The organism is Pseudomonas sp. ZT5P21 (assembly GCF_054897785.1).
Window position 1 is genome coordinate 3,591,496 of the sequence record NZ_CM142705.1, and the last position, 26,087, is coordinate 3,617,582.

At 61.7% G+C, this 26,087-nt stretch carries 23 protein-coding genes; 3 read left to right on the plus strand and 20 right to left on the minus strand.

Going from position 1 to position 26,087, the window contains the following annotated elements; genetic code table 11:
- Positions 1-999: 999 nt before the first annotated feature.
- The 20 genes from ACYZT9_RS16675 to ACYZT9_RS16770 form a co-directional block, all read right to left on the minus strand.
- Positions 1,000-1,854: a CsgG/HfaB family protein gene (locus ACYZT9_RS16675; protein WP_462006528.1), complete on the minus strand. Its 855-nt coding sequence runs from the start codon at positions 1,852-1,854 to the stop codon at positions 1,000-1,002.
- 31 nt (positions 1,855-1,885) lie between these two features.
- On the minus strand, positions 1,886-2,320 hold the full coding sequence (locus tag ACYZT9_RS16680; protein WP_462006529.1) for a curli assembly protein CsgF: 435 nt from the start codon (positions 2,318-2,320) through the stop codon (positions 1,886-1,888).
- Positions 2,317-2,706, minus strand: a complete 390-nt coding sequence (gene csgE / locus ACYZT9_RS16685; RefSeq protein ID WP_462006530.1) for a curli production assembly/transport protein CsgE — start codon at positions 2,704-2,706, stop codon at positions 2,317-2,319. The genes ACYZT9_RS16680 and csgE overlap by 4 nt, the downstream gene beginning before the upstream one ends.
- Entirely contained in the window at positions 2,703-3,242 is a 540-nt protein-coding gene (locus ACYZT9_RS16690) for a type II secretion system protein (protein ID WP_462006531.1), read from the minus strand. The genes csgE and ACYZT9_RS16690 overlap by 4 nt, the downstream gene beginning before the upstream one ends.
- Complete coding sequence (locus tag ACYZT9_RS16695; protein ID WP_462006532.1) at positions 3,217-3,591, minus strand: type II secretion system protein; 375 nt, start codon at positions 3,589-3,591, stop codon at positions 3,217-3,219. Before ACYZT9_RS16695 ends, ACYZT9_RS16690 begins: the two co-directional genes overlap by 26 nt.
- Positions 3,592-3,595: 4 nt before the next feature.
- Complete coding sequence (locus ACYZT9_RS16700) at positions 3,596-4,069, minus strand: type II secretion system protein (RefSeq protein WP_462006533.1); 474 nt, start codon at positions 4,067-4,069, stop codon at positions 3,596-3,598.
- Between the two features lie 2 nt (positions 4,070-4,071).
- Positions 4,072-5,907 carry a secretin N-terminal domain-containing protein gene (locus ACYZT9_RS16705; RefSeq protein WP_462006534.1) on the minus strand — a complete coding sequence of 612 codons (1,836 nt, stop codon included), beginning with the start codon at positions 5,905-5,907 and terminating at the stop codon, positions 4,072-4,074.
- On the minus strand, positions 5,904-6,422 hold the full coding sequence (locus ACYZT9_RS16710; RefSeq protein WP_462006535.1) for a hypothetical protein: 519 nt from the start codon (positions 6,420-6,422) through the stop codon (positions 5,904-5,906). The genes ACYZT9_RS16705 and ACYZT9_RS16710 overlap by 4 nt, the downstream gene beginning before the upstream one ends.
- Positions 6,422-6,970: a GspMb/PilO family protein gene (locus ACYZT9_RS16715; RefSeq protein ID WP_462006536.1), complete on the minus strand. Its 549-nt coding sequence runs from the start codon at positions 6,968-6,970 to the stop codon at positions 6,422-6,424. Before ACYZT9_RS16715 ends, ACYZT9_RS16710 begins: the two co-directional genes overlap by 1 nt.
- Positions 6,957-7,502: a pilus assembly protein gene (locus tag ACYZT9_RS16720; protein ID WP_462006537.1), complete on the minus strand. Its 546-nt coding sequence runs from the start codon at positions 7,500-7,502 to the stop codon at positions 6,957-6,959. Before ACYZT9_RS16720 ends, ACYZT9_RS16715 begins: the two co-directional genes overlap by 14 nt.
- 1 nt (position 7,503) lies before the next feature.
- Positions 7,504-8,307, minus strand: a complete 804-nt coding sequence (locus ACYZT9_RS16725; RefSeq protein ID WP_462006538.1) for a hypothetical protein — start codon at positions 8,305-8,307, stop codon at positions 7,504-7,506.
- Positions 8,288-9,994: a GspE/PulE family protein gene (locus ACYZT9_RS16730; RefSeq protein ID WP_462006539.1), complete on the minus strand. Its 1,707-nt coding sequence runs from the start codon at positions 9,992-9,994 to the stop codon at positions 8,288-8,290. The genes ACYZT9_RS16725 and ACYZT9_RS16730 overlap by 20 nt, the downstream gene beginning before the upstream one ends.
- Before the next feature lie 84 nt (positions 9,995-10,078).
- Positions 10,079-10,609 (minus strand): response regulator, encoded by a 531-nt coding sequence (locus ACYZT9_RS16735; protein ID WP_462006540.1) that lies wholly within the window; start codon positions 10,607-10,609, stop codon positions 10,079-10,081.
- Positions 10,610-10,828: 219 nt separating this feature from the next.
- Positions 10,829-11,782: a peptidylprolyl isomerase gene (locus ACYZT9_RS16740; protein WP_462006541.1), complete on the minus strand. Its 954-nt coding sequence runs from the start codon at positions 11,780-11,782 to the stop codon at positions 10,829-10,831.
- A 15-nt stretch (positions 11,783-11,797) separates the two neighbouring features.
- Positions 11,798-13,348 (minus strand): cytochrome c/ABC transporter substrate-binding protein, encoded by a 1,551-nt coding sequence (locus ACYZT9_RS16745; RefSeq protein ID WP_462006542.1) that lies wholly within the window; start codon positions 13,346-13,348, stop codon positions 11,798-11,800.
- A gap of 9 nt (positions 13,349-13,357) precedes the next feature.
- On the minus strand, positions 13,358-13,978 hold the full coding sequence (locus ACYZT9_RS16750) for an SCO family protein (RefSeq protein WP_462006543.1): 621 nt from the start codon (positions 13,976-13,978) through the stop codon (positions 13,358-13,360).
- Positions 13,975-14,631, minus strand: coding sequence for an SCO family protein (locus tag ACYZT9_RS16755; protein WP_462006544.1), 657 nt, complete (start codon positions 14,629-14,631; stop codon positions 13,975-13,977). Before ACYZT9_RS16755 ends, ACYZT9_RS16750 begins: the two co-directional genes overlap by 4 nt.
- A gap of 13 nt (positions 14,632-14,644) precedes the next feature.
- Positions 14,645-16,597 carry a YncE family protein gene (locus tag ACYZT9_RS16760; RefSeq protein WP_462006545.1) on the minus strand — a complete coding sequence of 651 codons (1,953 nt, stop codon included), beginning with the start codon at positions 16,595-16,597 and terminating at the stop codon, positions 14,645-14,647.
- 80 nt (positions 16,598-16,677) lie between these two features.
- Positions 16,678-22,503: a manganese-oxidizing multicopper oxidase MnxG gene (mnxG, locus tag ACYZT9_RS16765; RefSeq protein ID WP_462006546.1), complete on the minus strand. Its 5,826-nt coding sequence runs from the start codon at positions 22,501-22,503 to the stop codon at positions 16,678-16,680.
- Between the two features lie 376 nt (positions 22,504-22,879).
- Positions 22,880-23,488: a lytic transglycosylase domain-containing protein gene (locus ACYZT9_RS16770; protein WP_462006547.1), complete on the minus strand. Its 609-nt coding sequence runs from the start codon at positions 23,486-23,488 to the stop codon at positions 22,880-22,882.
- Between the two features lie 194 nt (positions 23,489-23,682).
- Here ACYZT9_RS16770 and gspG point away from each other — a divergent pair, with 194 nt between their 5' ends.
- The 3 genes from gspG to ACYZT9_RS16785 all read left to right on the plus strand — a co-directional run bounded on the left by gspG (position 23,683) and on the right by ACYZT9_RS16785 (position 26,024).
- A complete protein-coding gene (gspG, locus tag ACYZT9_RS16775) occupies positions 23,683-24,132 on the plus strand; it encodes a type II secretion system major pseudopilin GspG (protein ID WP_462006548.1) in 450 nt (149 codons plus the stop codon).
- Positions 24,133-24,144: 12 nt separating this feature from the next.
- Positions 24,145-25,332 carry a type II secretion system F family protein gene (locus ACYZT9_RS16780; protein ID WP_462006549.1) on the plus strand — a complete coding sequence of 396 codons (1,188 nt, stop codon included), beginning with the start codon at positions 24,145-24,147 and terminating at the stop codon, positions 25,330-25,332.
- A gap of 149 nt (positions 25,333-25,481) precedes the next feature.
- Positions 25,482-26,024, plus strand: coding sequence for a hypothetical protein (locus ACYZT9_RS16785; protein ID WP_462006550.1), 543 nt, complete (start codon positions 25,482-25,484; stop codon positions 26,022-26,024).
- Positions 26,025-26,087 lie beyond the last annotated feature (63 nt).

The following is a 26,087-nucleotide window of genomic DNA, read 5'->3' on the forward strand; positions in this document are numbered from 1 at the left end:
GAATAGGGTCAGGGGCGACACTGCGTGCCTTGAAATTGTCCGAGCTGCTAAACCCGATCGCTGAATTGGTAGCGACGCGGAGAACGATAGAGCTCAGAGACAAGGCACACAAGCCGGCGGATTCTGGCGTAGTTGTAGGCAAAGGCGCAAGGCGATGTAATTGTGGATTAGTCCTACAGGTGAAAGCCCTTTCTCAATCATCGGGTGACTGTCCCGTCATCATCGCCTTGCCCTGTAGGGGCAGCCGGTCGACGCTCGATTGCTCGCGAAGGACCGTCTAGACAACAGGTTTATCCAGATAGCCCGCGTCATCGTTAACGTCCATCGCGAGCAAGCCCGCTCCCACAGGGTTACGGGTACAGAAAAAAAACAGGTTGGCTGTCAGGCCGCCTTCGCAGCGATGCGGCGACCCGACAAGCCAGCTCCCACAGGGGGTCGGGTACATCCGCGAGAACCGGTCGGCTGTCAGGCCGCCTTCGCGAGCAGGCTCGCACACAAAAAGCAAATTCGCGTACACACACCTACCAAACCACAAGGCCGAGCGTTAGCTCGCCTTGCGCTTTTGATCCGCCCGCCCCTTCGGGAGGCTGAGTGGAGGTGTTCATCCGGGGAGTGGCGCGTAGCGCCGTTCGACGCAGTCGAACACGCTGCATGTAGGTCGTCGCGAAGCAGACCGGAGGGCAGTGTCCCCGGATGGATACCGGAGCGAAGGAACGCCGAGCCTTTTTGGGTACTTTTTTGGCGTCTGAAAAAAGTGCCTCGCCGTAAGGGCGAAACCATAAGTGGCCGTTACCGCAGCAATGGATATGTACACCCGCAAAAGACAGGTCGGCTATCAGGCCGCCTTCGCAGCGATGCGGCGACCCGACAAGCCAGCTCCCACAGGGGCTTGGGTACATCCGCGAGAACTGGTCGGCTGTCAGGCCGCCTTCGCGGGCAAGTCGGATCGCCGCACACGTACATCAGGGAAAACCAGGTCGGCCCGAAGGCCGCCTCGGTTCACTCATCCTCAGGAATTTTGTTCTGGGTCAGATAGTGATCAAGCGTTTCACTGTTCTGCGGCGAATTATCCCCCGCCACCTGCCACAAATGCCGCTCAATCCCCTGAGCCAGAAGGTGCCCCACCGCCGCCTCGATCGCCGACAACACACACAACTGCGCCGGCTCGTTGGTGGTATAGCCAACCTCCGCCTCGAGCAACTTCTTGAACTCGATAAACTTGAACACCCCCGCACTGCGACCGACCGAATAAATGGTCTTGCTGGTCATCACATTGGCCAACACCTGCCCGCTGCGCACATCCACCGCCCGCAGGTTCACCGTGACCTGATCCACGCGATACTCCCGGGAAATGTCGATGCCCAAATAACGCGCCCCTTCCCCGCCGCTTTTCACATTGGTGTCGTAGGCGATGATCCCGCCCTCAAGCATCATGTTCGCCGCTTGCAGCGGGGGCAATTCAGCCTGGATGTTCACCGGGGTGTTCTGTTTTTTTTGCGAGGCGCGAATGATCTTGCGCTCGGTCAACAGGTTCTGCAGCCCTTCGCGTTCCAGTACCACAAACCAGCCACTGGCCTGCAACGCATCCATCAGCATGCTCGCCGCGCCCTGGGTCACGCTGGTTGAAAACGAGCTGGCCGGCGTTGGTTTGTACTGACCGGTCTGGTCGCGAAAACCATACACCACCGCCATCAACCGACCCTTGGGTCGCGGCATGTTGATCAAGTCGTAGTAGGTCGACGCCCTCGGGGTCAGCGTCGGGGTTTCGGTGTCCTGCTCAGCCCCGATCGGATCGCGCAGACTGCACCCTTGTAAAGCCGCCAACATCAGCCCTAACACCATTATTTTTTTCATGTCCCTGATTCCCCATCAACCCGAATCCCCGTCAAGGGGCCAGGCCGCTCACCTGAATTTCGGAGACCTCACCGGTCGCTCGGTCAGTCACGACGATGGTCAATTGCCCGGAGTCGTCGACGACGTTGACGATAAAGGCGTCGGTGGTCAGGCTCCCCGTATTGCCCGCGGAAATGCTGTCGAGCAACTGCCCGAGCAACCGCGACTGCAACTGACTGCTGAACCGCTCCAGCGCCGATGTACCGGCCGCAGCGGTGCGTTTTTTCAAGTCGGGATCGTCGTAGTCGTTTTGTGCCTGGGCGTTGTTGAGCAGCCAGGTCCCGTTCAGCGGGTTACCGCCAAACGACGGGTTGATGGGCGTGTAGACCAGTTCCGTGGCCTGAACCAGGCCACAACTGCCGAGCCCGAACAACCAGATGCCCGCCCTGGAAAACAGGGGGCGCTGCGAGAACGCTTTTGTTTTCATAATTCGTCCTTCTCAAGGTCCGTTGTGTCCTGCAACATGGCTTCCAGCTTGCGCTGGACGATCTGCCCGCGAACCCAGTCGGCGGCGCTATAGGCCTCTTCCTTGAGGTCCACGGTGTTCGGCGGCAGGAACCGCCGATAAACCAGACGCTGTTGATATTCCACCGTCACCAGGGCGCCCCAGCGCGCCGAAGGTCGTTCGCGCACTACCAGATTGAAATCCATCGGGCTGGTGGCGCGCAGGCGTTCACTGAACGAGTAGTAAAAGTCATGGCCGATGTGCGAGATCGTGTCATCGACGATGAACCCCATCATTTCGTCCTCTTCGCTCGCCGGGGCGGCAATGGACATCAACATCAGGATCGCCGCCACACAGAATCTGTTCATGGCTGCAACGCCTGAGGCGATGTCGACGGGTCCTTGGCAGGTCCCGATGTGCCATCGAGAAAGGCTTTCTCAGCCACGAACTGCCAGTCCTTGTAACTGGCCATGCCGGCAAAGTCCGACCACTGGGTGGGAAAATCCGCCTGCTTCAGCGGCTTGCCCGTCGAAGCGCTACTGAGGCCGGTAATGCGCCCGTCGAAACCACGCATCAAGGCCCATTCGCCGCCGCCAATCGGATCCGGGTACAGTTGCCGCAGATGGCGTTTGGGGCTGGGAAAACGCTCGTCCTGCAACAGGTCTTCGAGGGCTTGCGGGTACTGCGCCAGCCCTGGCGAACTGCGGTAATAGCTGCGCAATGCCTGGGCGTATTGCGTGCCGACCCAGAGTAACTGGCGTTCCCGGTCACGGCGCGACGCGGTCGACCACAACTCGCCGGCACTGGCCAGGCCCATGCCCATCACCACGATCAGGAACAGCACACCCAGGTAGGTGAAACCACCCTCGCCCGCAGGCTTACCACTCGGAATACAGGCTGCCATCACGCGCCCTCCCTGTGGCTCCGCTCTTGATATCGGCGACCCCGCCCGGTACGCCGTCGGGCGGCGCGACCATGACCCAGAGGTCCTTGCGCTCGGCAATCGGGTCCATTGGCGGGTTGCGCAGATAACGCTGCTCCACCAACTGCTCGATCGAATCGGGATAACGCCCGGTGTCGCCGTAGTAGTGATCCAGTGCTTCGCGCATTGCCGACAGGCTCTGACGCAGCGTGGTCTCTTTCGAGGCCTCCAGGCTGTTGAAATAGCGTGGCAGGGCAATGGTCATCAGGGTCGCGATGATTGCCATGACCACCATCAATTCCAGTAGGGTAAAACCCTTTTGCCGGCGCATATACTCACCACTCCCGGTACGCGATGCCGTTGAGTCCCTTGCCGCGCGCTGTCGAATAAACGTCAAAGACGTCCACCCCTTCCCGCGGGTTTTGAGCCGTACTGTCATAGGCGCGCAAGCCCCAGCCGCCGTCGTCGTCACGCTTGACCGGCTTCAGCGGGTCATGGGGTACGCGGCGCAGAAAATAGAACTTGGCGCCCTTGGCGCTGCGCACATCGCGCACGCCCTCTACCAACACTTTCAGGTTCGGTGGATAACCACTGCTGTTCAGCGATTTCTCGATGTAACCGGCATCGAACGCACGTTTGTAGGCGTCGATGGCATCACGTATCTGGTACAGCGCCGTGCGCAGCTCCTGCTCTTTGCCCCGGCGCACCACGGTCTCGGTTAGCGGCGCGGCCATGCCGGCCAGCAGGCCGATCAGGGACAGCGTCACCACGACTTCGATCAGGGTGAAACCACGTTGCGAGGCGTTCATGATCAAGGCTTTCCAATGGAAACCTGGGTAGACGCAGCCGCCACCGGCCGGTCGACGGGTGGGTTCTGAACCGACGAATCCAGCCGACGATCCGGTGCCTGAATGTGCATGCTGGTTTCGGTGCCGGTCGGGAACTCCATGTCCGACGGGCTCTGGTACGGCAGGTTGCGCACGATTCGCGGGGTGATCGACAGCACCAGTTCCGATTTGCTGACGTTGTCCTTATTGCTGCCGAACAACCGGCCCAGGCCAGGGATGTCGCCAAGGCCCGGAATCTTGTTGCCGGTGGAGCCATGGTCGTTGCGCATCAGCCCGGCGAGGATCTGGGTTTCGCCGTCATGCAGGCGCAGGGTGGTCTGGGCGTTACGGGTGTCGACCTGAACCGGAATCGTGCCTTGACGAGTGGGTTCCAGCGGCGTGGCGTTACTCACTTCCAGCGCGATCTTGATCGCCACTTCGTTGTTCAGGTGCACGGTCGGTTGCACTTCGAGTTTCAGGCCGACGTCCAGGTAAGTGACGCTTTCAGTGATCACGGGGCCTTGGGTTGACGGCACTGAGGTGGCACTGATGATCGGCACACGCTGACCGATGTGGATGCGCGCCTGCTCGCGGTTGCTGACGCGAATCACCGGGCTGGCCAGGGTGTTGATGTCGTTGTCCTGGGCGTTGATCTTGAGCTGGGGCGATGGCGAGATGGTGATCCGGTTGGAGTTGATGCCTTTCAATTGATCGAGAATTGTCACCGCCGAACCATCGCTGTTGACCACGCCAAAGGTGTTCGGCCATTGCAGGCCAAGGTCGAGAATCCGCTGGGTCGCGACTTCCATCACCTCCACTTCCAGCACCACTTCAGGGTTGGACTGGTCTTGCGACTGCAAAAGTTTTTCCGCCATGCGGATCGCGTCTTCGGTGTCGCGCATGGTCAGGGTGTTGAGGCGCTCGTCGACAAACACGTCGCGGGTCTTGAGCATGGTCTTGATCATGTTCAGCGCGGTGTTGGCATCGATGCTGGTCAGGTAAAAGGTGCGCATCACCAGTTCCTGGTAATCCTTGAGTTTTTGCGGTGAATCCGGGTAGATCAGCAAGGTATTTTCGTTCACCACTTTCTGATGCAGCTGGTTCTGCTGCAGCAGCAGTTCCACGGCGTCTTCGATGCGCACGTCACGCACGAAAATGGTGGCTTTCATGTCCGGACGCAGGTCCTTGTCGAAGATGAAATTCAACCCCGCGACCTGGGACAGCACTTCGAAAATGGTCTTCAGGTTGGCGTCGCGAAACTCCAGGGTCACAGGCCTCTCCAGGCGGGTGCGCAGCTGTGGATACGGAATCACGTTGCGGCTCTGGACCAGACGGATGCTGCTTTGCAGTTCCAGCGCCCCCTCATTTTTCGGGTCCAGCTCGAGGATCTGTCTCACCTGACGGTCGGCACCGTAGATGTCGCCGCGACGCAGGTCGCCACGGGCCAGTTCAAGTTTTTCATCCAGGCTGCGCATGTAGTCGAGTTGGCGCATCGCATCCTGGGCGCGACGGTTGTTCGGCTCGATGGTCAACACCCGGCTGTAGGCCATCCGTGCCTGGGGAAAATCACGGTGTGCACGGTCCGCATCGGCCTCGGTCAGCAGCGCGGTAATCGCTTTGGCGCGGGCGGTATTGAGGGCCATGTGCAGTTCGGTATCACGAGGGTTCTCGCGCAATCCTTCCTCGATACGCGCCAGGCCCGCTTCGTATTGTCCCTGCTCGATCAGCTCGGAGGCCTCCTGGTTGGCCACCTGCGCCGAACTGCACGCGGCCAGCGCTGTACACAAGCACAGGCTTGTCAGCAAACGGGATCTGTTCATGGCGCGCTCCCCACAGACAAGGTCTGGGACACATGCAAAGGCAGGTAGACGAAGCTCAGTTCCACATCGGAAATGCCCTCGATCCGCCAGGTTTCGTCGATCACATCCCCTTTGCGTACGACGTATATTTTTTCCCCATTCTGCAAAAACACTTGCAGGTCAGAACGGTCATCCATCCGCCCGACAAACTGGAAAGGCATCGGTGGTGCGCTGGGGACTTGCACCACCGGGGTGACGTTGACGGGTTGTTCGGTGACGCTGGCGAGGGTCGGCGCCGGTTTCCAGCTGCGGGCGGCGAACAGGTCGCCCGCCGGGCTCAAGTCCTTCACCACTGCCGGTTTGCCAGAGGCTGGCGCGGCTGGCAGGGCGCCGCGGGTTTTGCTGTTGGCCGGCGTGGCGACGACGGCGACAGAAGCATCGCCCTCGTCCGCCGGCATAAAGTAATCGGGCAACCAGGCCAGTGCCGCCGCGACGCCTAAGAACCCCACCCACCCCGCTACGCGCTTGCTATTCATCATGACCTCGACAGGTAAAGGGTCATGCGGATCCGCCCGGTCAGGTCGGTGTCGGCGATTTTCTTGCGCTGGAACTCCACGTCCTCGACCACCACCGCCGGCAACTGGCCGAGCAAGGCATGCAGGAAACGCCGCAGTTGCGGGTAGCTGCCGCGCACCGGCAGCAGAATCTGATAGCGGGCCAGGTGCGTCTTGGGGTCGATGCCCAGCGCATATTCACCCCGTGCCAGGGTGATGTGTTCCTGCGCCGCCAACGCATAGATCTTGTCGATGGCCACAGTGGCTTGAGGTTGCGAAGGCAGCTTGCTGCGGAAGTCGTCAAGCTGACGTTGTGGCACCACCGGGGCGGCGACGCTGCCGTCCTCAACCCTGGCCAGGTATTCGCCCGCTTCGCGGGTCTGCTGGCTGAGCTGTTGCAGCGACTGCCAATCCGGCACCAGGCCCGCCAAGCCATAGACCAACGCCAGCGCCAGCATCGCCAGCCCCGCCAGACCGGGAATGCCCAGGCCTTGCAGATATTCGTGGACGATCAATCTAGGGATTTGCATCGCCAATCTCCCAGGTAGCCGACAAGTTGAATTGCACCGGATGCTCCGGCACGTTGGCCACGATTTCGTGGCTGAGCAGCGACACATCGGACAGTTCTTCGCTAGCCTCAAGGTGGCGGTGGAAGTCGAGCATGGCCTCCAGATCTTTCGCCTCGGCGCTGATGCGCACCTGGCCTTTGCGGGCGTCGGGCGTCAGGGTCAGCAAGGCGATGTTGTCGCGAGGCATGGCTTCGAGCATGGCGAACAGGTTTTCCCAGGGCCGGCGCAATTGCTGCGAGACCTTGCGCATTTCGGCGAGGTTTTGCGCCTGCTCGCGGATTTGCGCCGGGGTCAGGCTGACCTTGCCACCGGTGTCGCCGGTGAGGACGCGTTGAGCGGTTTGCAGATGGCCATGTTGTTGCGCGGTTTCAGCACTGAGGTGCTGCTGAACCAGGGCGCAACTCAGGGTCAGCAGTACGCCCACGACCAGCAGGCTCCAACCCATCGGGCCCGAGCGACGGCGCGGCTGAAAATCGAGGTTCAAGGCGCGCATCTCAAGCCACCGCCCGGGACATGACGTACAGGCAATCGCGTACGGGTGTCCGGCCTTCTTCGAGCGTGCGCAAGTGCACGTCGGGTACGTCAGGCTGCACGTCGATGCGCGCAGGGGCATGCAGGTAAACGTTCAACGGCCGCTCGCTGGTGGAAGCCTGCAGTTGGCTTTCGCGGCCGATCAGCGCGGTCAGTGCGGCGTCACTGTCGCTGCTGCCCACCGAACGCACCGATGCCCAGCGGCCTTCCCGAGCCACCAGTAACACGCTGCGCACCGGCTCGGCGACCACGAACAGGAAGTCGCCTGCATCGAGGCTTTTGTCGAAGTGGTTGAACGCTGCCATCAGGTACGGCTGCACCGAACGCAAACGCAGGCCACGGGCGCTGGCCAATCCGCGCAAACGGGCCAGCAAGTCCTGCGGCAAAGCGGCGGCAATCCGGTCGTGGCCCGCCGGTTCCGCCGAGAGCACCAGGCTCCAGGGTTGAGCCGGCGCACCGTAAAGGTCTTCGAAGCACAGCCGGGCATAGCCGAGTAATTCGTCGGGGCTGCTGATCTGTTCGCTCCAGGGCACCAGGCAGAAGCGGCTGAAGTGCCCGGAAATCACCACGCTCAACTCGGCCCCTGCACGGGTGTGGTCGGTCAGCAGATGGTCGAGGGTCTCTAGCGCCACTGCCCAGGCATGAAAACCTTCGTCGATAAAACCGACGCTGCCCAGCCACAGGTCTTCGCTGCCACGGCGCTGGCCGAGGCCGACACCACTGGCGCCGATGACGGCGACAAAACGATCACGAGACAAAAGTGACACGATTGATCTCCTCGAGCGTGGTGCGTCCATCCGCAACCAGTTCCAGTGCTGACTCGCGCAGCAGGCGCAAGCCGCGTTTGCACGCATGGGCCTTGATTTTCGAGATCGATTGGCGCTCGACGATCATCTGCCGCAGTTCGTCGTCCAGGTGCAGCAACTCGGCAATCGCCGTGCGACCGCGATAACCGGTGCCCCGGCAATGACCGCAGCCTTTGCCGTGAACAAAGTGGTAGTGATCGACAGCGTTCGGGTCGAGTCCCGAGGCGCGCAGCTCGTCGTCGGTCGGGTGGCTCGGCGCGCCGCACGTGGTGCAGACCAGGCGAATCAAGCGCTGGGCCAGCACGGCATTGAGCGCGGAGACGAGGCTGTAGGGGTCGATTTCCATCTGGGTGAAACGGCCGATCACGTCGAACACGTTGTTGGCGTGGATGGTGGTGAAGACCAGGTGTCCGGTGAGCGCCGACTGCACGGCGATCTGCGCGGTGTCGGGGTCACGGATTTCACCGACCATGATCTTGTCCGGATCATGGCGCAGGATCGAGCGCAGACCACGGGCGAAGGTCAGGCCTTTCTTCTCGTTGACCGGTATTTGCAGCACGCCCGGCAATTGGTACTCCACCGGGTCTTCGATGGTGATGATCTTGTCCACGCCGTGGTTGATTTCGGTGATCATCGCGTACAGCGTGGTGGTCTTGCCGCTGCCGGTGGGGCCGGTCACCAGCACCATGCCATAGGGTTCAGCGGCCAGCCTGCGCAGTTGACGCAGGGTTTCGTCTTCGAAGCCCAGGGCTTGTAACTGAACGCCGCAGACCTTGTCCGCCAGGTCCTGCTTGTCGAGGACCCGCAGCACCGCGTCTTCACCGAATATGCTCGGCATGATCGACACCCGGAAGTCGATCTGCCGGCCACTGATGCCGATCTTGAAGCGACCGTCCTGCGGCACGCGTTTCTCGCCGATGTCCAGTTCGGCCATGACCTTGACCCGTGAAATCACCTGTTCGGCGAACTCGCTGCCCTGGATCTTGCTGATGTTGTTGAGCACGCCATCGATGCGGTACTTGATCACCAGACCGCTGCCGGTGGTGCCCAAATGGATATCGCTGGCGTGCATTTTCAAGGCGTCGTACAGGGTCGAGTTGACCAGTTTGACGACCACGCTGGCGTCTTCGCTGATGCTGGTCAGGGACAGGCTTTGCAGGGTGTCGGTTTCGATGTTGGCGTCAGCCTGGGCGTTGAGCGACTCCACGGCGTGGAAGCTCTCTTCGTGGCGCGCCAGATAAGCCTTCAGGTCGTCGGCATGCACCAGGTACAACGGCGCGCCGTGCAGACAATCATCGATCCAGGCCAGACGCGAAGTATTGAAGGGGTCGGCAAACACACCAATGACTGCATCGTCATGGCGCAGCAGGATGAATTCGCGCTTGAGGCATTGGGCCAGGGTGACCCGGTCGAATACCGGGGTGGCCTTGAACAGGCTGTCGGTGTCGAGCACCGGGTAATGCAGGGTTGCGCCGAGGCACTGGATGAAGGGCATCGGGGCCAGTTCGCACAGCTCTCCAAGGGCTTCAAGAATACGTTCGCCGGAACTGACGGCCAGCGATCGTGCCCGGGCCAATTGCTCACAGGTAAAACGGGACGGTACAGATTCCAGCTGCGCCGGCTCGACGGCAAGGGATAGACGGTCCATGGCTTGCTCTCCAACGCCGGGGGCTTTAAGCCCTGTCGACGCGGCGAGCAATTACGGTGGTTACCGGAACGGCTTGACGCGCCACTACTCCCCGGTGAGCAATTGTTCGTCGTCCGGTGCCATGGAGGTCGAATTGCGTCGACGATCTGCCAGCACCCAACTGCCGTCGTACAACTGCAGCGGGAAACTCTCGGTCCTGCTCTGGCGTCGTTCGACAAAACCTTCGGATGTGCTCATGCCTGCTTTGAGTTCGCGCTCCACTCCCAGAAGGTCACAGACTGCACGGGCCAGTTCCGCCAATGGAAAGGGTTTGAACAGGATATGGCTGACTCCCAGCTGCCGGGCCCGCTCACAGACTTCAGCGGTCGGGTGCCCGGTAATCAGCACAAAATGGCAGTTCCTGTTCCGGCGGACGGCATCGAGCACCTCAAAGCCTTCCATATCGGGCAAGCGGTAATCGAACACCATCACATCCGGTGCAAACCCTTCGGCTTCGCCGATACCCGTCGCACCGTCATGTGCAATCCGGACGTCCAGCGTTTGCGCCTGAAGGTAATCCTTGAGGTTTTGTGCAAGCAGCTGTTCGTCTTCGACAACCAGTACTTTGTTTAACAAGGTGGACTCCTTGAAACCGCAGGTCCGATTTCCGAACCTGGCAGAGAGCGCCTTACTGAGGCTAACGCACACTTCATGCCAGGCTGAGCGGCGGTTTTTTACCGCTGCATGTAATTGATTTCCATGGAAAAGCCTTTTCGTCCAGACACCTCGCCCCCCAAAGTCGGGGAAGCGCACGGTTTTGCACTGAAGCTTTTCCCCACTATTGGGGAGAAACCTTCAATCATCGTCAGTCCGTTCGATTCGATTGCGCGATCGCAGCTGCGCAAGCACCTGCAGACGAACTTTGGCCTGTTGCTGTCGGGCAAGGTACGCCCGAACGCTGTCAAGTCCCTGTTGCTCTGAGACATCGGCCGCCTCCATGTGGTTCTGTACGCCGATCAAGTGCCAGCCCAGCGGTGTGCGAACAGGTTCACTGACCTCGCCGGGCGCCAGGGCAAAGGCTGCCGTTTCGAATTCGGGCAGCAGGCGTCCACGAGGAAAATAGCCCAGGTTTCCGCCTTCGCTGGCGGACGCATCTTCTGATCCGGTCCGGGCCACGTCGGCAAAGTCGGCGCCTTGTCTGATTTTCACCTGCATCTCCACTAAGCGTAGTCGTGCCGCTTCGACGGCGGGGGCATCGGCGTCCTGAGCTACTTTGATGAGAATGTGCCGCGCTTGCACTTCTTCGGGCCGGCTGACTTCGGTGCGGTGTTCCTCGTAGAACGCGCGAACCTGTTTTTCATCCGGTGCGTCCACCTTGGTCAGCTCGGCAAACACCTGCTGAGCCCCGAGCTCACGGCGGGTGTACTCGACAAAACCGGCCTCGTCGAAACCGGCGTCTTCCAGGCGTCGGGCGAATTTCTCGGCACCACCGATGGCTTGCCGGGTCTGTTCAACCTGGCGTTGTACCGTGGCGTCGCTGATCACCACCCCGCGCTTGACCGCTTCCTGCCACAGCAACTCGCGGTCGATCAACGCGTCCAGCGCCTTCTGGCGCAGTTGCTTGTACGCGTTGGGATTGCGAATGCTGCCCAGCGCCCGACCCTGATCTTCCAGGTACTCGGCGAAATAACGCTCGAGGCGCAATTCGGAAATCTCCTCGCCATTCACCCGCGCAGCGACCGGGCCGTTGCTGCCGAAGGCCACGGGCATCCACAGTATCAGCAGGATAAGCAGAGTCTTGAGCTTCATGATCGAGGCCTCCGGTCAGGGTGTCACGGCAATCGGTTTGTAAGGGGCGACCAGGTAGAAGCGCTGGTCGGACAGGTCCACGGTGACGATATGCGCGCCGCTCAAACCCAGACGACGACTGGGTCCGAAGCTGATCAGCGGGGTCAGCCCGGTATCGAAGTCATGCAGACCTTCCAGTGCATTGATCAGCTTCTCGCGGCTGGCGTCGCGCCCGGCTTGTTTCATGCCTTCGCTGAGTAGCAGCATCGAACTGAACGCGCCGACTTGCAGCACCGCATGCTGGCCGCCGAGCCCCTGTTGCTCACGAAGTTGAGTCAGGGCCCGGCGTCCGGCCAGCGTCCAGTCACTGGGCACGAACGGATAGGACAGAAAGACCCGCCGGGAAAAACCGCTAGGCACCTGCAACAAGTCACTCGCCACCTGATTCGACGTGGCGAACAGGTAAGGCACTTGCCCCGCGGTCTGCAAACGTTCGGCGAGCCGAATGAAACCGCCGCCGCTGCCCAGGTAAAACACCGAGCGCGAGCCCAGCGGCAGTTCGTCCAGCGTCGGGTCGTAGGCTTTCAGGCTGACCTTTTCCCAGGCGCGATCTTGCAGGTACTGGCTGAGGTTTTGCGCCGCCTGCCGCTGGCCGGGTTCATCCGGGTAGGTGATCAGCGTCGGGCCCTGGAGCACGCGCAAACTGTCGGTGGCGTAATCGGCCAGGGCCATTAGTTGTTCGCGTAACCCTGGCATCGGTTCAAAGATCTGCCGACTGCTTTGGGCCGTGCCCTGTAACGAGAGCGGACCGATCAGCGGTATGCCCGCCCGCTCCAGACGCGAGACCAGTTGCGTGTCGAGTGCCGGTGCCAGGGGTGCGATCAGGGCGAACACTTGCTCCTGCTCGATCAACCGGTCCAACGCCTGGCTGGCACTGGCAAGGTCCGGCCCCGGATCGAGGATGGTCAGGCGCAACCGCCGACCATGAATACCGCCCGCCTCGTTGATCCGCGCCACGCTGCCGTTGAGCACCGCCTCCACCGTCGCGCCCTCCTCGGCCAACGGTCCCTGGCCCGGCAACAAGGTGCCCAGGTGCAGGGTGTCCGGCGTCAGGCCGGGGTCGCGCTCATCGACCAGGCGTTTGAGGTAGGCCGTGAGGTTGCGCTGATCATTGATCGACAGCACGAACCGTGGCATTGCCGGGTCGAGACGATTGTTGCCGGGATCACGTCCTTCCTGGACCGCCCGCGCCAGCGTACCTTCGGTGTACGCCGGATAGTTGCGGCCATTGATTTGCTGCTGGCCGTGGGTGCTGGTCAGCCGCGACCAGCTCAGGTCCGGCGGCCGCACCCCGCCCTCGGGCCTGCCGAGACCATCGGCGCCGTGACAGTTGACGCACGGCAGGCTGGTGGCCGGCAGCAACATTCCCGCCGCCCCGACCCGCGCCATGATCGGCTCCCCGCTCCCCGACACGCCCTCTCGGTACAGCCGCTTGCCGGCACTTTCCTCAAGACTCAGGGGTACTGCATCGGCGGCAAAATGAAGGCCGCCAATCAGTAGCAAGCCTAGGGGGAGGGAGTTTTTCATGGCGCAGGCTCAGCGGCCAGCCACGGGCATTGTCAGCAACTGCAAGCGCTGGGCAATGGCGGCGGCCGGGGCATCGGGACGGATTTTGCTCCAGCGTTTGTTGGCCACGTCACCCACGATCAGCTGCGTTGAATGTTGCTCGGGGGTCGGTACGATCTGGCCGATGCGTCCCAGCACCAGGTCCATTTGCGCCTTGTCGCCAGTGAGAAAAAGCCAGTGGGGGCCATCGACGCCCTGCTTCAAGGTGTAAGCCTTGAGTACCGCCGGGGTGTCCCGCAGCGGATCACTGGTAAGGGAAATAAAGGTGATGCCGTCCGCCTTGTCGCCCAGCAACTCACGCACTTCCTTGAGCTTGCGGGTGATCAGGGGGCAGGCATCGTTGCAACGGGTGAATATCACGTTCAGCAGCACCACGCGGTTTTGCAGGGCGTCGCTGTAGAAACGCAGCGTTTCGCCGTTCTGGTCCTGTAACGGTGTGTCGGTAAACCAGGTTTTCGCATCGCGCGTGCCGCTCGCCGGTTGTTCGGTAGCCACCGCAGGCGCAGGTTCTTCGTGGCCTTCGTGGGCAAATGCCGTCGAGCTGAAAATGCAGAAGCACATCGTCAAGGTGATCCAGTCGATGGCTTTCATGGCTGTTGCTCCATGGCGATGGCGGTGTGCTTGGCGTGTACGTTGCGCTGGCCGCTGAGTTTTTCCACTTGACGTGTCAGCACGACCGGGTCGGTGAAGCCGTAATAGCGTGTCCAGTGGCGGCTATTGCCGTCGCCGACAAGGATCAGTGGCTGATGGTTTTGGAAGTCACCACTGAAGTTGCCGAGGCCTTTGAGGGTGGCGTTGATCGACTGCGAGCTGCCGGTCAGCCAGCTCCAGCCCGGACCGTTCTGGAAATTGCGGGCGTAGTCTTTCAGACGCTTGGCATCATCGCGCTGTGGATCGATGCTGATCGACACCAGCTGCACTTCGGTACCCACCCGCGCGCCCAGTTGTTTCTGCACCTTGCCCATGATCGACGACACCACCGGACACACCGTCGTACAACTGGTGTAGATGAAACTCATGACCACGATTTTGTTGGTCACCAGGTCTCTTTCCAGACGCACCGGTTGGCCGTTCTGATCCACCAGCGCCACGTCGGCGAATTTGACCCGGGTACTTTCCGGGCTGGCGCTTTTGGCCGGCATGTCATGCCCGGCATGTTCATCCGCCGAGTGCGCCAGGGCTTGTCCGATACCGGCGGCCAACAGGCAGAAGGTCAGCAGTCCACGGTGTGCGAATCGGTTCATGTCCATTTCCTTTTCAGTGGGCATCGCCGGGCAGGACCCGAACGCTTGCAAAAGTCTTGTCATCGAAACTCGCGCCGAGGGATGCGGCCCGCACATGCAGGTACCAGGCACCGTTCTGGTCGAGGGTCACCGGAGCCTCATAAACCCCGTTGCCGACCTCCCTTGCAGCGACTTCCCGAGCTCGGGACGTCGGGGCGCGGAAGTAGCGCACCTGGACGTCTTTCACGCCGCTGCGCAGGGTCTTGTGCTGGCCTTGAACGATGCGAAAGCGCACGGTGTATGGACTGCCGAGGGCGGCGATGGACTTGTCGAGCATGAACTCGACTGTCGCCACGCCGGGGGGGTGGGCGAGGCTTCTATCCGGCTCGACCCGTGCCGTGAAACAGTGAATGATGTTCGGTTGGTTGAGCAGGAACGCCACGTCGAAACGCCCGGCGCTCGGCAGTTTGATCCGTGCGCTGTACACCCCCGGCTCCACTTCACGCAAACTGCGGTCGATGACCATCGCCGCTCGAGCGACCTGCCCGCGATTGGGGTAACCGGACATCGGCGCGTTCATGCCTTCGGCGTAGAAGTAAGTCGTGTTGTCCACCGGGTTGACCACGAACACCGCGTTGTCGTCTCGCGATACCGCGAGGCTCGACGCCAGTGGCAAATCACCGGCCAGCCGTGGCGCCTGCGGCCCTGCTTCAAAGCCCTGACTGATCGGCGTGCGGCCTTCACCGAGGGACGACAGGTTGATCATCGTGACTTTGGCCGAGGCCAGTCCGCGTACGTAGGCGTAGGCCTTGGTGAACACCACCTGATAAGGTTCTGCAGACACGTCTAGTTCATGGATAAGTACATCGGTGGCGACATCGATGACGGCAGCCTGGTTCTCCAGGGTGTTGAGGACGATGCCGAAACGACCGTCCGTGCTGAAGCCCATCGGGCCCAGGCCCTGTTTGATTTTGATCACTCGGCGCACGTCGTGGCTGGCGCCATCGACCACCGTAACGGTCCCATCCTTGCCGTCGGCGACATACACCGCCTGGGACAGCGCCGAGTACGCCACCGACAACGGGTTCGAGCCGGTCTTGAGTTGCTTGCTGATCGTCAGGCTGGCAATGTCGATGATGCTCAGCGTGCCGTCGTCGCGGTTGCTGACGAAGGCAAAACGGCTGTCCTTGCTGAAGGCGATTTCGTGATGCCCGCGGCCGGTGGCCAGATAGGTGAGAGGTTTCAGGCTGTGGCTGTCGATCACGCTGACGCCGGATTCCTCAGCCTTCGAGGCGTTGTTGCCGACCCACAGCAGGCGCTCGTCCGGTTGCAACGCCACGCGCACCGGGTGGTTGCCGGCGGTTACCGAGTCGATCAACTTGAATTGCTCGCTGTCGATCACTGCCACTTCGCCGGCGGTGGGCATGGAGATGAACACGCGTTTGTTGTCCTTGGGGGTGACCCAATCCATCGGCGGCTGCTTGATGTCGATGCGGGCCCTGGTGCTGGTGATGCCGCCCACCGAGACCGACGGGTCGACCACGGAAACGCTGGCATCGCGGTTCATCACCAGCAGGAAATAGCTGTTCAGGTCGAGCAGCGGCCGCGCGCCGATGCTGGATTTGAGGAACACCCCGACCCGCGATTTGCAGCTCCGCTCCCTGCCCTGGGCCTGGTCGGCGGCGACGGCTTCCGGGTCCAGCCAGGCTCCGGGATTGACGCCGGACAGCGGTTGGCCCGACGTGCTGTCACTGACCCGGAAACGTACGTCGGCAAACTCGCCTTCACGCAGTACGCCGTCTTCGGCCAGCGGCCGCACTTCCAGTGCCACGGACACGCCGTCGCGTTCAAGCTTATGGCTGCTCCAGGTGTCCGGCAGCGCCACCTCGCTAAGCAACGTCGGCGGCGCCGTCCGCCAGACGCCCAGCCAGACCAGCGCCACGCCGACTACAAACGCACACCCGGCAATCCCGATGGTCCTGCTCATATCACCTTCTCCTTACAGATCTGTGCCTGTCTGAGGCATCGCCCTTGCGGACGCGAACCTTGTGGTGAGGTGGATCACCCCTACGGCGCCGGTTCGGGTTCGTTGGTCACCCGCAGCAATCCCCACAGCCCGGCGGTGTTGCCGTACGCGCCGTAGTCGCGGAACAGGTAGTCGCCCGGTATCGCATTGCTGCCCCCGGCGCTTGGGTGCATGAAGCTGAAGTGCGCCGCCGGCAGGATGCTTTCGCGGGCGCCGATGTACATCGACATCGGGTTGTAGCCGAACCGCACCGAACCCACGCCCGGCGTACCCATCGGGTAACCCCCGGCGTCGCTCTTCTCCGACTGGAACGGGTTGACCGACCACACGTGTCCGTCCAGCTGGAAAGTCGTGCCGCGACTGCCACCGCTAGGCATCAGGATGTGGGTGCGGAACGGTTGCCCCGGTTTTACATACAGCACCGGCGTTTGTGGATCGCCCCCGATCAGCGCATTGCTGTAGGCCATGTGCGCGTTGGGCACGTCGCCGTAGCCGGCACCGTCGGCGTGGCCGAACGGCGCGTCCGGCGCCAGCCCGAAGCGGAACCACAGCGGCTCGGCCTTGTAGTTGATGGCCATGCTCGAGTTGTCCTGTGGATCGGTCGGCACACCCATGCCTTCGGCAGCGATGCCTTCCACCGGCCGGCCATTGGCCCAGCGCATGTTCAACGCTTTCTGCCAGACCATCGCAAAGTCTCGGTAAACGGCCTGCCCTGGCGCCGTGACGGTCGCGTTGGTTTTGCGCGCATCTTCGACCCAGGTGGCGCCGATGGGCAGGATGCTCATCGCACCGCCCAAGCCTTTCTGCGGTTGTTTGATCAGGTCCGCCGGCGTGATATTCAGCCCGCCGAATTCCACCGCCGTGGCGTTGATATTGTCGACGCTGCGGCCCAGTTGCGTGATGGGTTTTCCTTCGCGCTCCAGGTGCCCGGCGTAATACTGATACGTACGTGTCGGATACGCGCCGCTGTTGCCGACCCGTGGTGGCACGGTCTGGATCGGGTTAGCGCCGACGTTGGTGCCGTCGGATTTGGTGATGTCATAGGACAGCAGTTGTGCATGGAAACCGACGTGACTGGACGGCCGGATCAGGTTGTTGGTGAAGATGGTCGAGCCCTGACCACTATTGCGATCACGCTTGACCAGGCCTTGCATCACGGCGGTCTGTGTCAGGTCCGGCATGATCAGTGGCAAGCGGTTTTCCAGGGTGACGTTGATGCAATCACCCGCTGCCGCGCGCAGCACCAGCGGCTCTACCGGAACGCCCGCTTTGAGTTTGCCGGTGTTCGGATCGAGATCAGACTTGCGCACGTACAGGATCGCGGTCGGATCATGCAACGGCCCGCTTTGCCCGCCGATGGTGATGGTCTCGCCATCTTCCGGATCGGTCACGCTGACCTGTGGAATATTCACCGCCCGCGAGTTGAACACCAGGGTGCCGCCCGCCGGATTCAATGGCCCACCGACGTGTTGCCCGACGCCACCCGGATCGCCGATGACCAGGTTCAGCGGGTTGCGCAGGATGTCGTTGGCGAGGGCCGCCACCACCTCATAGTTGCGTTGCACCGTCGGCCGGGTACCTATGCCATTCGGGTTGGCGCTGTACCGTGGGCAGGAGCCCTCGAACGCCACGGTGTTGCGCATGCCCGCCGGTTTCGGGTTGTTTGGCACGGCGAACAGGTCGCTGCGCTGGGCCGTGTAGTTGCGCATCACGCCCCAGATGCCGTTCCAGTAACCTTCGATGGAAGCGTCCATCGAGTACAGGTAATCCCCGGTGGTCGCGGCCGAACTGGAGAGCATCGAAACAGGCGCGTTGAAGCCCATCTGTTCGGAGATACCGACCATCTGCGACGCCCGCCAGCCGGAGTTGGAGCTGTTGCCGAAACCGGACCCGCTTTGTAGCCATTTGACGCCGTGCAAGGTCACGTTGTGCTCTTCTTCGTGACCGCCGGCATGCACCCGCAACCGCACGTTGTCACCGGTGTAGGTGCGCAGCATCGGCGTGAACGGATCGCCCGGTTCGGCGCCGCCACGGTTGATGTGCGGCGGAAACAGCGTGGTGCCACCCGTGGGGCCAGTCGCCGCGGTGACGAGATTAGGCGCCAGGTTCATCGCCGGGATGGCACGGTCGGTACGGCTTTGCATGGCGTACGCAAGGTCGCCGCCCAGGCCGTCGGCCTGCATGCCGCGCTTGCCGTCCGGGCCGACCTTGTTCGGGTCATACACCCGCAGGGCCAGCGGTTCGTTGCGGTAATTGACCACGAACATGCCCGGGTCATCGACCGAGATTGCCTGCGGGCATGGCCGGGTCGGGCAACCCGGCACCAACCCGCCCTGCACTTCGATGATGCCATCGAGCAAGTTGCTGGCATTGTTGCGCACCGGTGGGTTGATCGCGTAGCGGAAGCTATCGGCAGTGGCCGGGAACGCTTGTGCGTTCGGTATGCCGTTGGGTCCGGCACCCACGTAAACACCGGCTTCATAGGCGTGCTGGAAGTCGCTGTATTCGAGGAAGAATTCACGGAAGCTGTCATTCTTGCCATCGCCGTCCAGGTCTCCCGTGGAGATTACCGCTTGCCATGAAGTCGGGCCGCCGTCCTGCCGTGCGCCGCTGTACAACGGCTCGCCGGTTTCAGCGTGAAACCAGGTGGAACCGGCCGGCTCAGCCAGTACGGTGGCGTACAGACCAATCTGTTGGTGCGTCGATGGGCCGAGGTGGTCGTGGGTGAAGATGGTCCCCAGGCCACGGTCGATGCCTTTGGTGTTTACCACCGGGTCGACAAACCAGCGCTGCATCGCCGTGCGCGCCCCGACCCAGTCGGCCCGGCCAAACTGACCGAAGTACGGGTGATTCTTGGCTTTCGGGCAGGCCGGCGTGCCGTCACGCGGATCAGCGCTTTCACACTGGTTGAACTCGCGTATGGCGAGGATCCGTTCCTGCACCGCGCCGGGAGAAAGCACACCGTCTTCGTAGTTCCAGCCGTTGGCCGAACCGTCGGCCGCCGTCAGGTCCCATTTCGGCAAGTGAATGTGCTGGCCGATCACGTCGGTCGGCGTGCGCACCTGATAGTCGTCCATCTCGTAGATGGCCGGCACCAGGTTGGTTTGCTGGTACTGCACGCAGTCGAAAGTGTTCATGCGCATCACCAGTGGTTCTGGCGGACGCTGCTTGGTGATCACTGGCCAGGCGTCTTCCCACAGTGCCAGAATGCGCGCTTGCGGGAAGTGATAGCCGACCTTGTTGTATACCGCATCGAACTGGATGTTCGCGGCTTTGTAGACCCGTGGACGGTCGGCAGTGAAGGTCGACGAACCAATAAAGGACATGCCGTCGATGCGTTCGCCACTGGCGAACTCGCCGCTACCGGCACTGCTGGTCAGGCGTTTTTGCCGGTCATCCATGCAAGGTTCGTAGTAGGGGGCACCGGGCACCGGCAAGGCGCCGTTGGTGCGAAAGTTGCGCGCCACAATCTGGTTGCCCGGCAGCAAGGCGAAACTCGGGTGTTCTTTTTTGGCGTGGAAGGCCATGGCGGCCTGTTCGACTTCGGTGCCCTCTTCCGGCAGGTAAATCGGCTTGGCGCGGGTCACCTCCTTGGAGAAGTCCAGCGACGTGGTCACGGTGCGCGCTTCGCCACCGGAGGAGAACCCGTCCAGGGAATGTCGCCCCAGGCCACCGTCCCAGCCACCGGATTGCGCCGGGTCGAGATTCGCCCACAAAGCATTGCCGCTGCCTTTTAACACTTGCGCCGTGGCGGCGTCGAGCATGTCCAGCGGTGGGGTCGGTGGGCGTTGGCCGACCGAACTTTCCATGCCGCCGATCCAGAACGGATAGCCAGGGTTTTTCAAGCTGCCGTCGGCATTGCGATTGGCCTCGCTGCGATCCACCAACGCCAGGGAACCGATGGCCCGGATGCTTCCGCTGCCGCCATGGTGTTCACCGTTGTCGTCGTCTTCTTCATCGTCGTCATCATGACCGGCCACCAGGGTCTCACCGATTTTCGGCACGACCGCGACTTTGCCTGGCATTGGTGGCATGGCTTTGCCGGGCAGCGGCACCACCGCCGGAATCGGCGTACCAGCAACGATTTCGCCATCGGGCAAGGCTCGTGCCCCCGCCGCCGGTTTACCGCTGCGCAGGGCGAAAGGTTCGCTGTGGAAGCCGTCGTCACCCTGTTCCGAAACTTCAAGTTTGGTGCCTTCTTCAAACACATCATGCACCCGCCACATGGCCCACATGCCCTGGGCAAAGTGCGGGTAGAAGTGGCAGTGATAGATCGCATCGCCGGCAACACGATTGCGGTTACCCGATCCGCCGTTGGCGATTTCATAGGTGTAGCCGGCGCCCGGACCGATGCCTTGGGCGTCCACATAGTCGGAGTTGTCGTCATTGGGATTGAACAGCCACTGATGGCCGTGCAGGTGGAAGATGTGTTGCTCGTGGCCGTTGTGGGTGTTGCGGAATTTGACGAAATCGCCGATGTAGCTGTGATTGACGTTGGACGGCTCGGACGGATACAGCGCCATGGTCGCCTTGACCCCGACCTGATCGGCGCGTGGCACTTGGCCCGGCAGAATGCCTTCAAGGCCAGCGTTGGCTGGTACGTCTACCAGCATCGCCACATCACCGACGGTATGGGAACTGAGGAAAAATTCTTCATAGGCGCAGGACAGGCAATCGTGCATCGGCCCGACGCCCAGACGGTTGGCCACCACCTCGGCGCCCATGCCACCGGAGCCGTAGTTGATCATGAACGAATCGCGAGTCGGCTCCAGCACATGGGCCATGACCGGGTCTGCCCAATACGCGGGGAATGCCTGGGTCGCGGCGGTTTCATCCTGGAACTGTGATGCGAAATCGCGGAATGGTTCCAGCCGGTTGGGCAGCGCGGGGTTGCGTTTGCCGATGGCTTCCAGCGGATAAGTCGACGGCGGGAAGCTGCCGTCGGCGTTGCTGCCCATCACAATCGCATCGCTTTCGCTGGATATGATTTCGTTACCGTCGACCATGCTGATGATCGGCGTACCGGCTTTGCCTTCACGGATCCACGGCTCGCGCTGCGGGTAGCGCGCCTGATAATCCACGATCGGTTGACCGGCCGGGGTACGGCCGCTGCTGGCCAGGCGCATTTCTTCTTCGGTGATGGTGTTGCGATAGGTGCGACCGCCCTTGGGCACCACCACCACTTCGCCGAACAGTCCGTTGGCGACGTTGCCCGCATCGCCTTCACCGCCGAACGTTGCACCCCGGCTGCTGGCGGCGAATGCGCCTTCACGTTCGGCGTACAAGGTGTAGGAACGGGTTGCGCCAGGAGCGATCAACGTATTGGCATTGCGCCCGGTGTATGACGCAATGTCGTCAATGCTGTTGACCGCTTGCAGGCCGTTGACCTGGAAGCCGACGTGGCGGTCGGTGACCTGCTCATCGACTTTGAATTCGTCTGCGTCGCCAATGGCGACTTCACCTTCTATCTCACCCTCTTCTCCACCGTCTTCATGGCTGCCGGGGTTGGCCTGATACGCCAACAGGTTTTGCAGATTGATGGTCAGGCAGTCACCGGCAGCAACACGCAGCACCAGCGGACGCGGACGCTTGTCAGGCCGCAGCGAGACCTTGCCCGGTACCGCCGCGCCACCATGGGCCAGAGACATGTCATGGTCATCGACCACGTCACGACGCAGGGCGAACATCATGCCGTTAGCGTTCTGCGCACCGAGGCGGTTGAACATCAGCGGCTGATCCAGCGCCACAACGTTTGCCACCAGGTTGCGCTCGCAGCGTATGGCCGCTTCGGCCATCTCGACGCCCAGCATCGGCGCCAGAAACAGCAGCAGGTTAACCAGGTGATGAGCGTGGGGTTTGCCGTTCATGATCGCGGGTCTCGCTGTGGGTGCTCACAGGGAATAATTCTCGATAAATCCCGAAGAGCAATCCGCATGCCATAAATATTGTTGTTATTTTTTAGTTAGTTACGTAAACGACTTGATAACTCGGGGGATATTCCCCCACCCATTCCCCACACATTCCGGGCCGACGCCAACTCCCCGCCAAACGCATATCCCTGTAGGAGCCGCGCTGTCAGACGTACGCATTCCCCCTGTGGGAGCGGGCTTGCTCGCGAAGGACGACAACGAAAACGCGGGCTGTCTGAATGAACGTGTTGTCCGGACGTCCTTCGCGAGCAAGCCCGCTCCCACAGGGGGAACGCGTTGGCGTCGTTGCCCCATTTGTGGGGCAACCCCCAATTCATAGCGGAGCATCCACGGCCAGGCCCTGCAAGCGGCGGTATTGGCGAAGCACGCTGGGTACATAACGCTGGGTTTCGGCGAACGGCGGGATCACACCGCCACGGCTGAGCACCGCTTGCGGCCCGGCGTTGTAGGCCGCCACGGCGAGAGCGATGTCGTTGTCGAATAGCGTCATCAGACGCTTGAGGTATCTGGCGCCGCCCTGGATGTTGGCCTTGGGGTCATAGACGTTGGTCACGCCCATCTCCCGGGCGGTGTCGGGCATCAATTGCATCAGCCCTCCCGCCCCTTTGGCCGACCGTGCGCGGGAGTCGTAGGCAGACTCGGCCTGGATCACCGCATGCAACAGCGCCGCCGGTAGTTCATTGGCCGTGGCGGCCGCCGAGACCAGCTTGGCGTAGGGCTGCCGGGCAATCATCTGCGGCTGTTGATCAAGGCTGACCAGCGACGATTCGGGTTCGTGAATCACCCGTTCATAGGTACGACCGGGACGGTGGACATTGGACAAAACGTAGGTGCCCTTGCTGTCCACGGAAACGAATACATCAGCCTGAGCGGTGCCTGCCAGCAGCACACAGCCGAGCAGTCCTGTGGTGAGTGTTTTCATTATTCTGTCTCCCCGACCGGCCCCGAAAAATGGGGCTATTGCCCCAATGACCGGTAGTGAAGCAGTGCTACGCAAGCACTGTGCCGGATGCGCAAAGGCCCGTCATTCAGGGGTTGCAGAAGGACGTCCGACGGTGAGCATGGCAATTGCATGAGCCGCTGTGGCGACCCTTCTGCCGACTGTGTGAGGTCATCATGAATCAGCGTCTGTGTAATGCCCCGCGTAACTGTTCACCGCGAGCTCAGCGCGGGTTCACGTTGCTCGAACTGTTAGTGGTGCTGGTGGTGCTCGGGTTGTTGGCCGGCATCGTTGCACCGAAGTACTTCGCCCAGTTGGGCCGCTCCGAAGTGAAAGTGGCCAAGGCGCAAATCGAAGGCCTGAGCAAGGCCCTGGATTTGTACCGTTTGGAAGTTGGCCATTACCCGTCGACCGAACAGGGTTTGCAGGCGCTGGTCACCGCGCCGAGCGACGAAACCCGCTGGACCGGTCCGTACCTGCAGAAAAAACTGCCGCAGGATCCGTGGGGGCGCAACTACACCTACCGCCACCCCGGCGAAAACGGCGAATACGACCTGCTGTCCATGGGCAAGGACGGCCAACCCGGCGGCGAAGGCGAAAACGCCGAAGTCACCAGTTGGCAATGACGGGAGCCGACCATGCGCTTTCACCTGAAAGCTGTCGGCAAGGCTGGCGTAGTCTCAATGACCGTCGAAGCGCAAGGGGATAGCGAAGCCCGACGCATCGTCGAAGACCAGGGCCTGCGAGTGGTCAGCCTGCATGCCGAACGGCATTGGCGCGCCTTGGGGATGCGCCAGCGCGAGCATTTCAATCTGGTGCTGTTCAGCCAGGAACTGACCACGCTGCTTAACGCGGGCCTGCCGTTGATCGATGCGCTGGAAAGCCTGGCGGAAAAGGAAACCGCGCCACAGGCTCGCAAAACCTTGAGTGAACTGGTGCGCTTGCTCTACGAGGGCAAATCGTTCTCCCAGGCGTTGGGCCAGTTGTCGGCAGTGTTCCCTCCTCTGTACGTGGCGCTGGTCCAGTCCAGCGAGAAGACCGGCGCCGTGGGCGAGGCCCTGGGCCGCTATGTGAGCTATCGCCAGCGCATGGACGAGGTTCGCCAGAAGATCCTCAGCGCTTCGATCTACCCCATGCTGTTGCTGGTGGTGGGCGGTGGCGTGGTGTTGTTTCTGATGGGCTATGTCGTACCGCGATTCAGCCTGGTGTTCGAAGGGCTGGGCAACAACCTGCCGTGGCTGTCACAAGTGCTGATGAGCAGCGGGATGTTTCTTCACGCCCATCAAGGCGAATTCTTCGGAGCCCTGGCGGCGATCGTCATCGCCCTCGCCTTTCTCCAGCGCCAGCCGGCCTTTCGCCGCAGCGTGGACCGGGTGATCGAGAAACTCCCGGCGGTCCATCAACGCATCTTCATGTACGAATTGGCCCGTTTCTACCGCTCGCTGGGGATTCTGCTGCAAGGCGGCATCCCCCTCGTCACCGCCATGGGCATGGTCCGCGGCCTGCTCACCGTCGCCTCACGCGTACGCCTGGACCAGGCCTGCGAACGGGTGCGCGAAGGGCAATCGCTGTCCACCGCGCTGGAACTCAATCACCTCGTCACCCCGGTGTCCCTGCGCTTGCTGCGTGCCGGCGAACAGTCCGGCAACCTCGGGCAAATGATGGAACGCAGCGCCGATTTCTACGACGAAGAAATCAGCCGCTGGATCGAATGGTTCGTGCGCTTGTTTGAACCCTTGCTCATGACCTTCATCGGCCTGTTGATCGGGGTCATCGTCATCCTGATGTACATCCCGATATTCGAGCTGGCCTCGAGCATTCACTGACCGCTGAAACGGGGTCGAGCCGTACCGTTCATCGTTCATCGCCGTTGCAACTGAATAAATCAGTACGTTGCGGTGTTTATCCACTGAATCGAGCAGCACGTTGCATTGTTCATCAACGTTCCAACCTGAATAAAAAGACGGAGAACGACATGCACATCAACAAGCTTTTACTTGCAGTAGCTATCGGCGCAGTTCTATCGGCGTCTACCGTACTGATTCCGGACAGCCTGTCCAGCGTGTCGAGCGCTCAGGCCAAGGATGGAGGGAGTGGTGGTAGTGGGGGCGGCGGAGGCAGTGGCGGAGGTGGTAACGGTGGCGGTGGTAATGGCGGTGGAGGCAGTGGCGGAGGTGGGAGCGGTGGCGGTGGTAATGGCGGTGGCCACGGTGGCAGCGGCGGCGGACACGGCGGTAGTGGCAGTGGACACGGTGGTAGCGGCGGTGGTCACAGCGGCAGCGGTCATGGCGGCGACGGCAGGGGTCACAGTGGCAACGACCATGGCTCAGGGCATTCCGGCAACTCCGCCTCATCGTCATCCGGACGCAGTGGCACCCACGCCGAGCCTGGTGACGATCATGGGGTGCACCGTTCCGGTGAAATGGGCGATGACCACGGAGTCCATCGCTCCGGTGAAGTTGGCGACGACCACGGCGTACACGTCGGTGGCGAACCGGGTGATAACAAAAGGTCCTGACCACTCTGAACTCAGGAACCCCATTAATCCAATGTGGGAGCGGCGGTACGGCGATCCGACTTG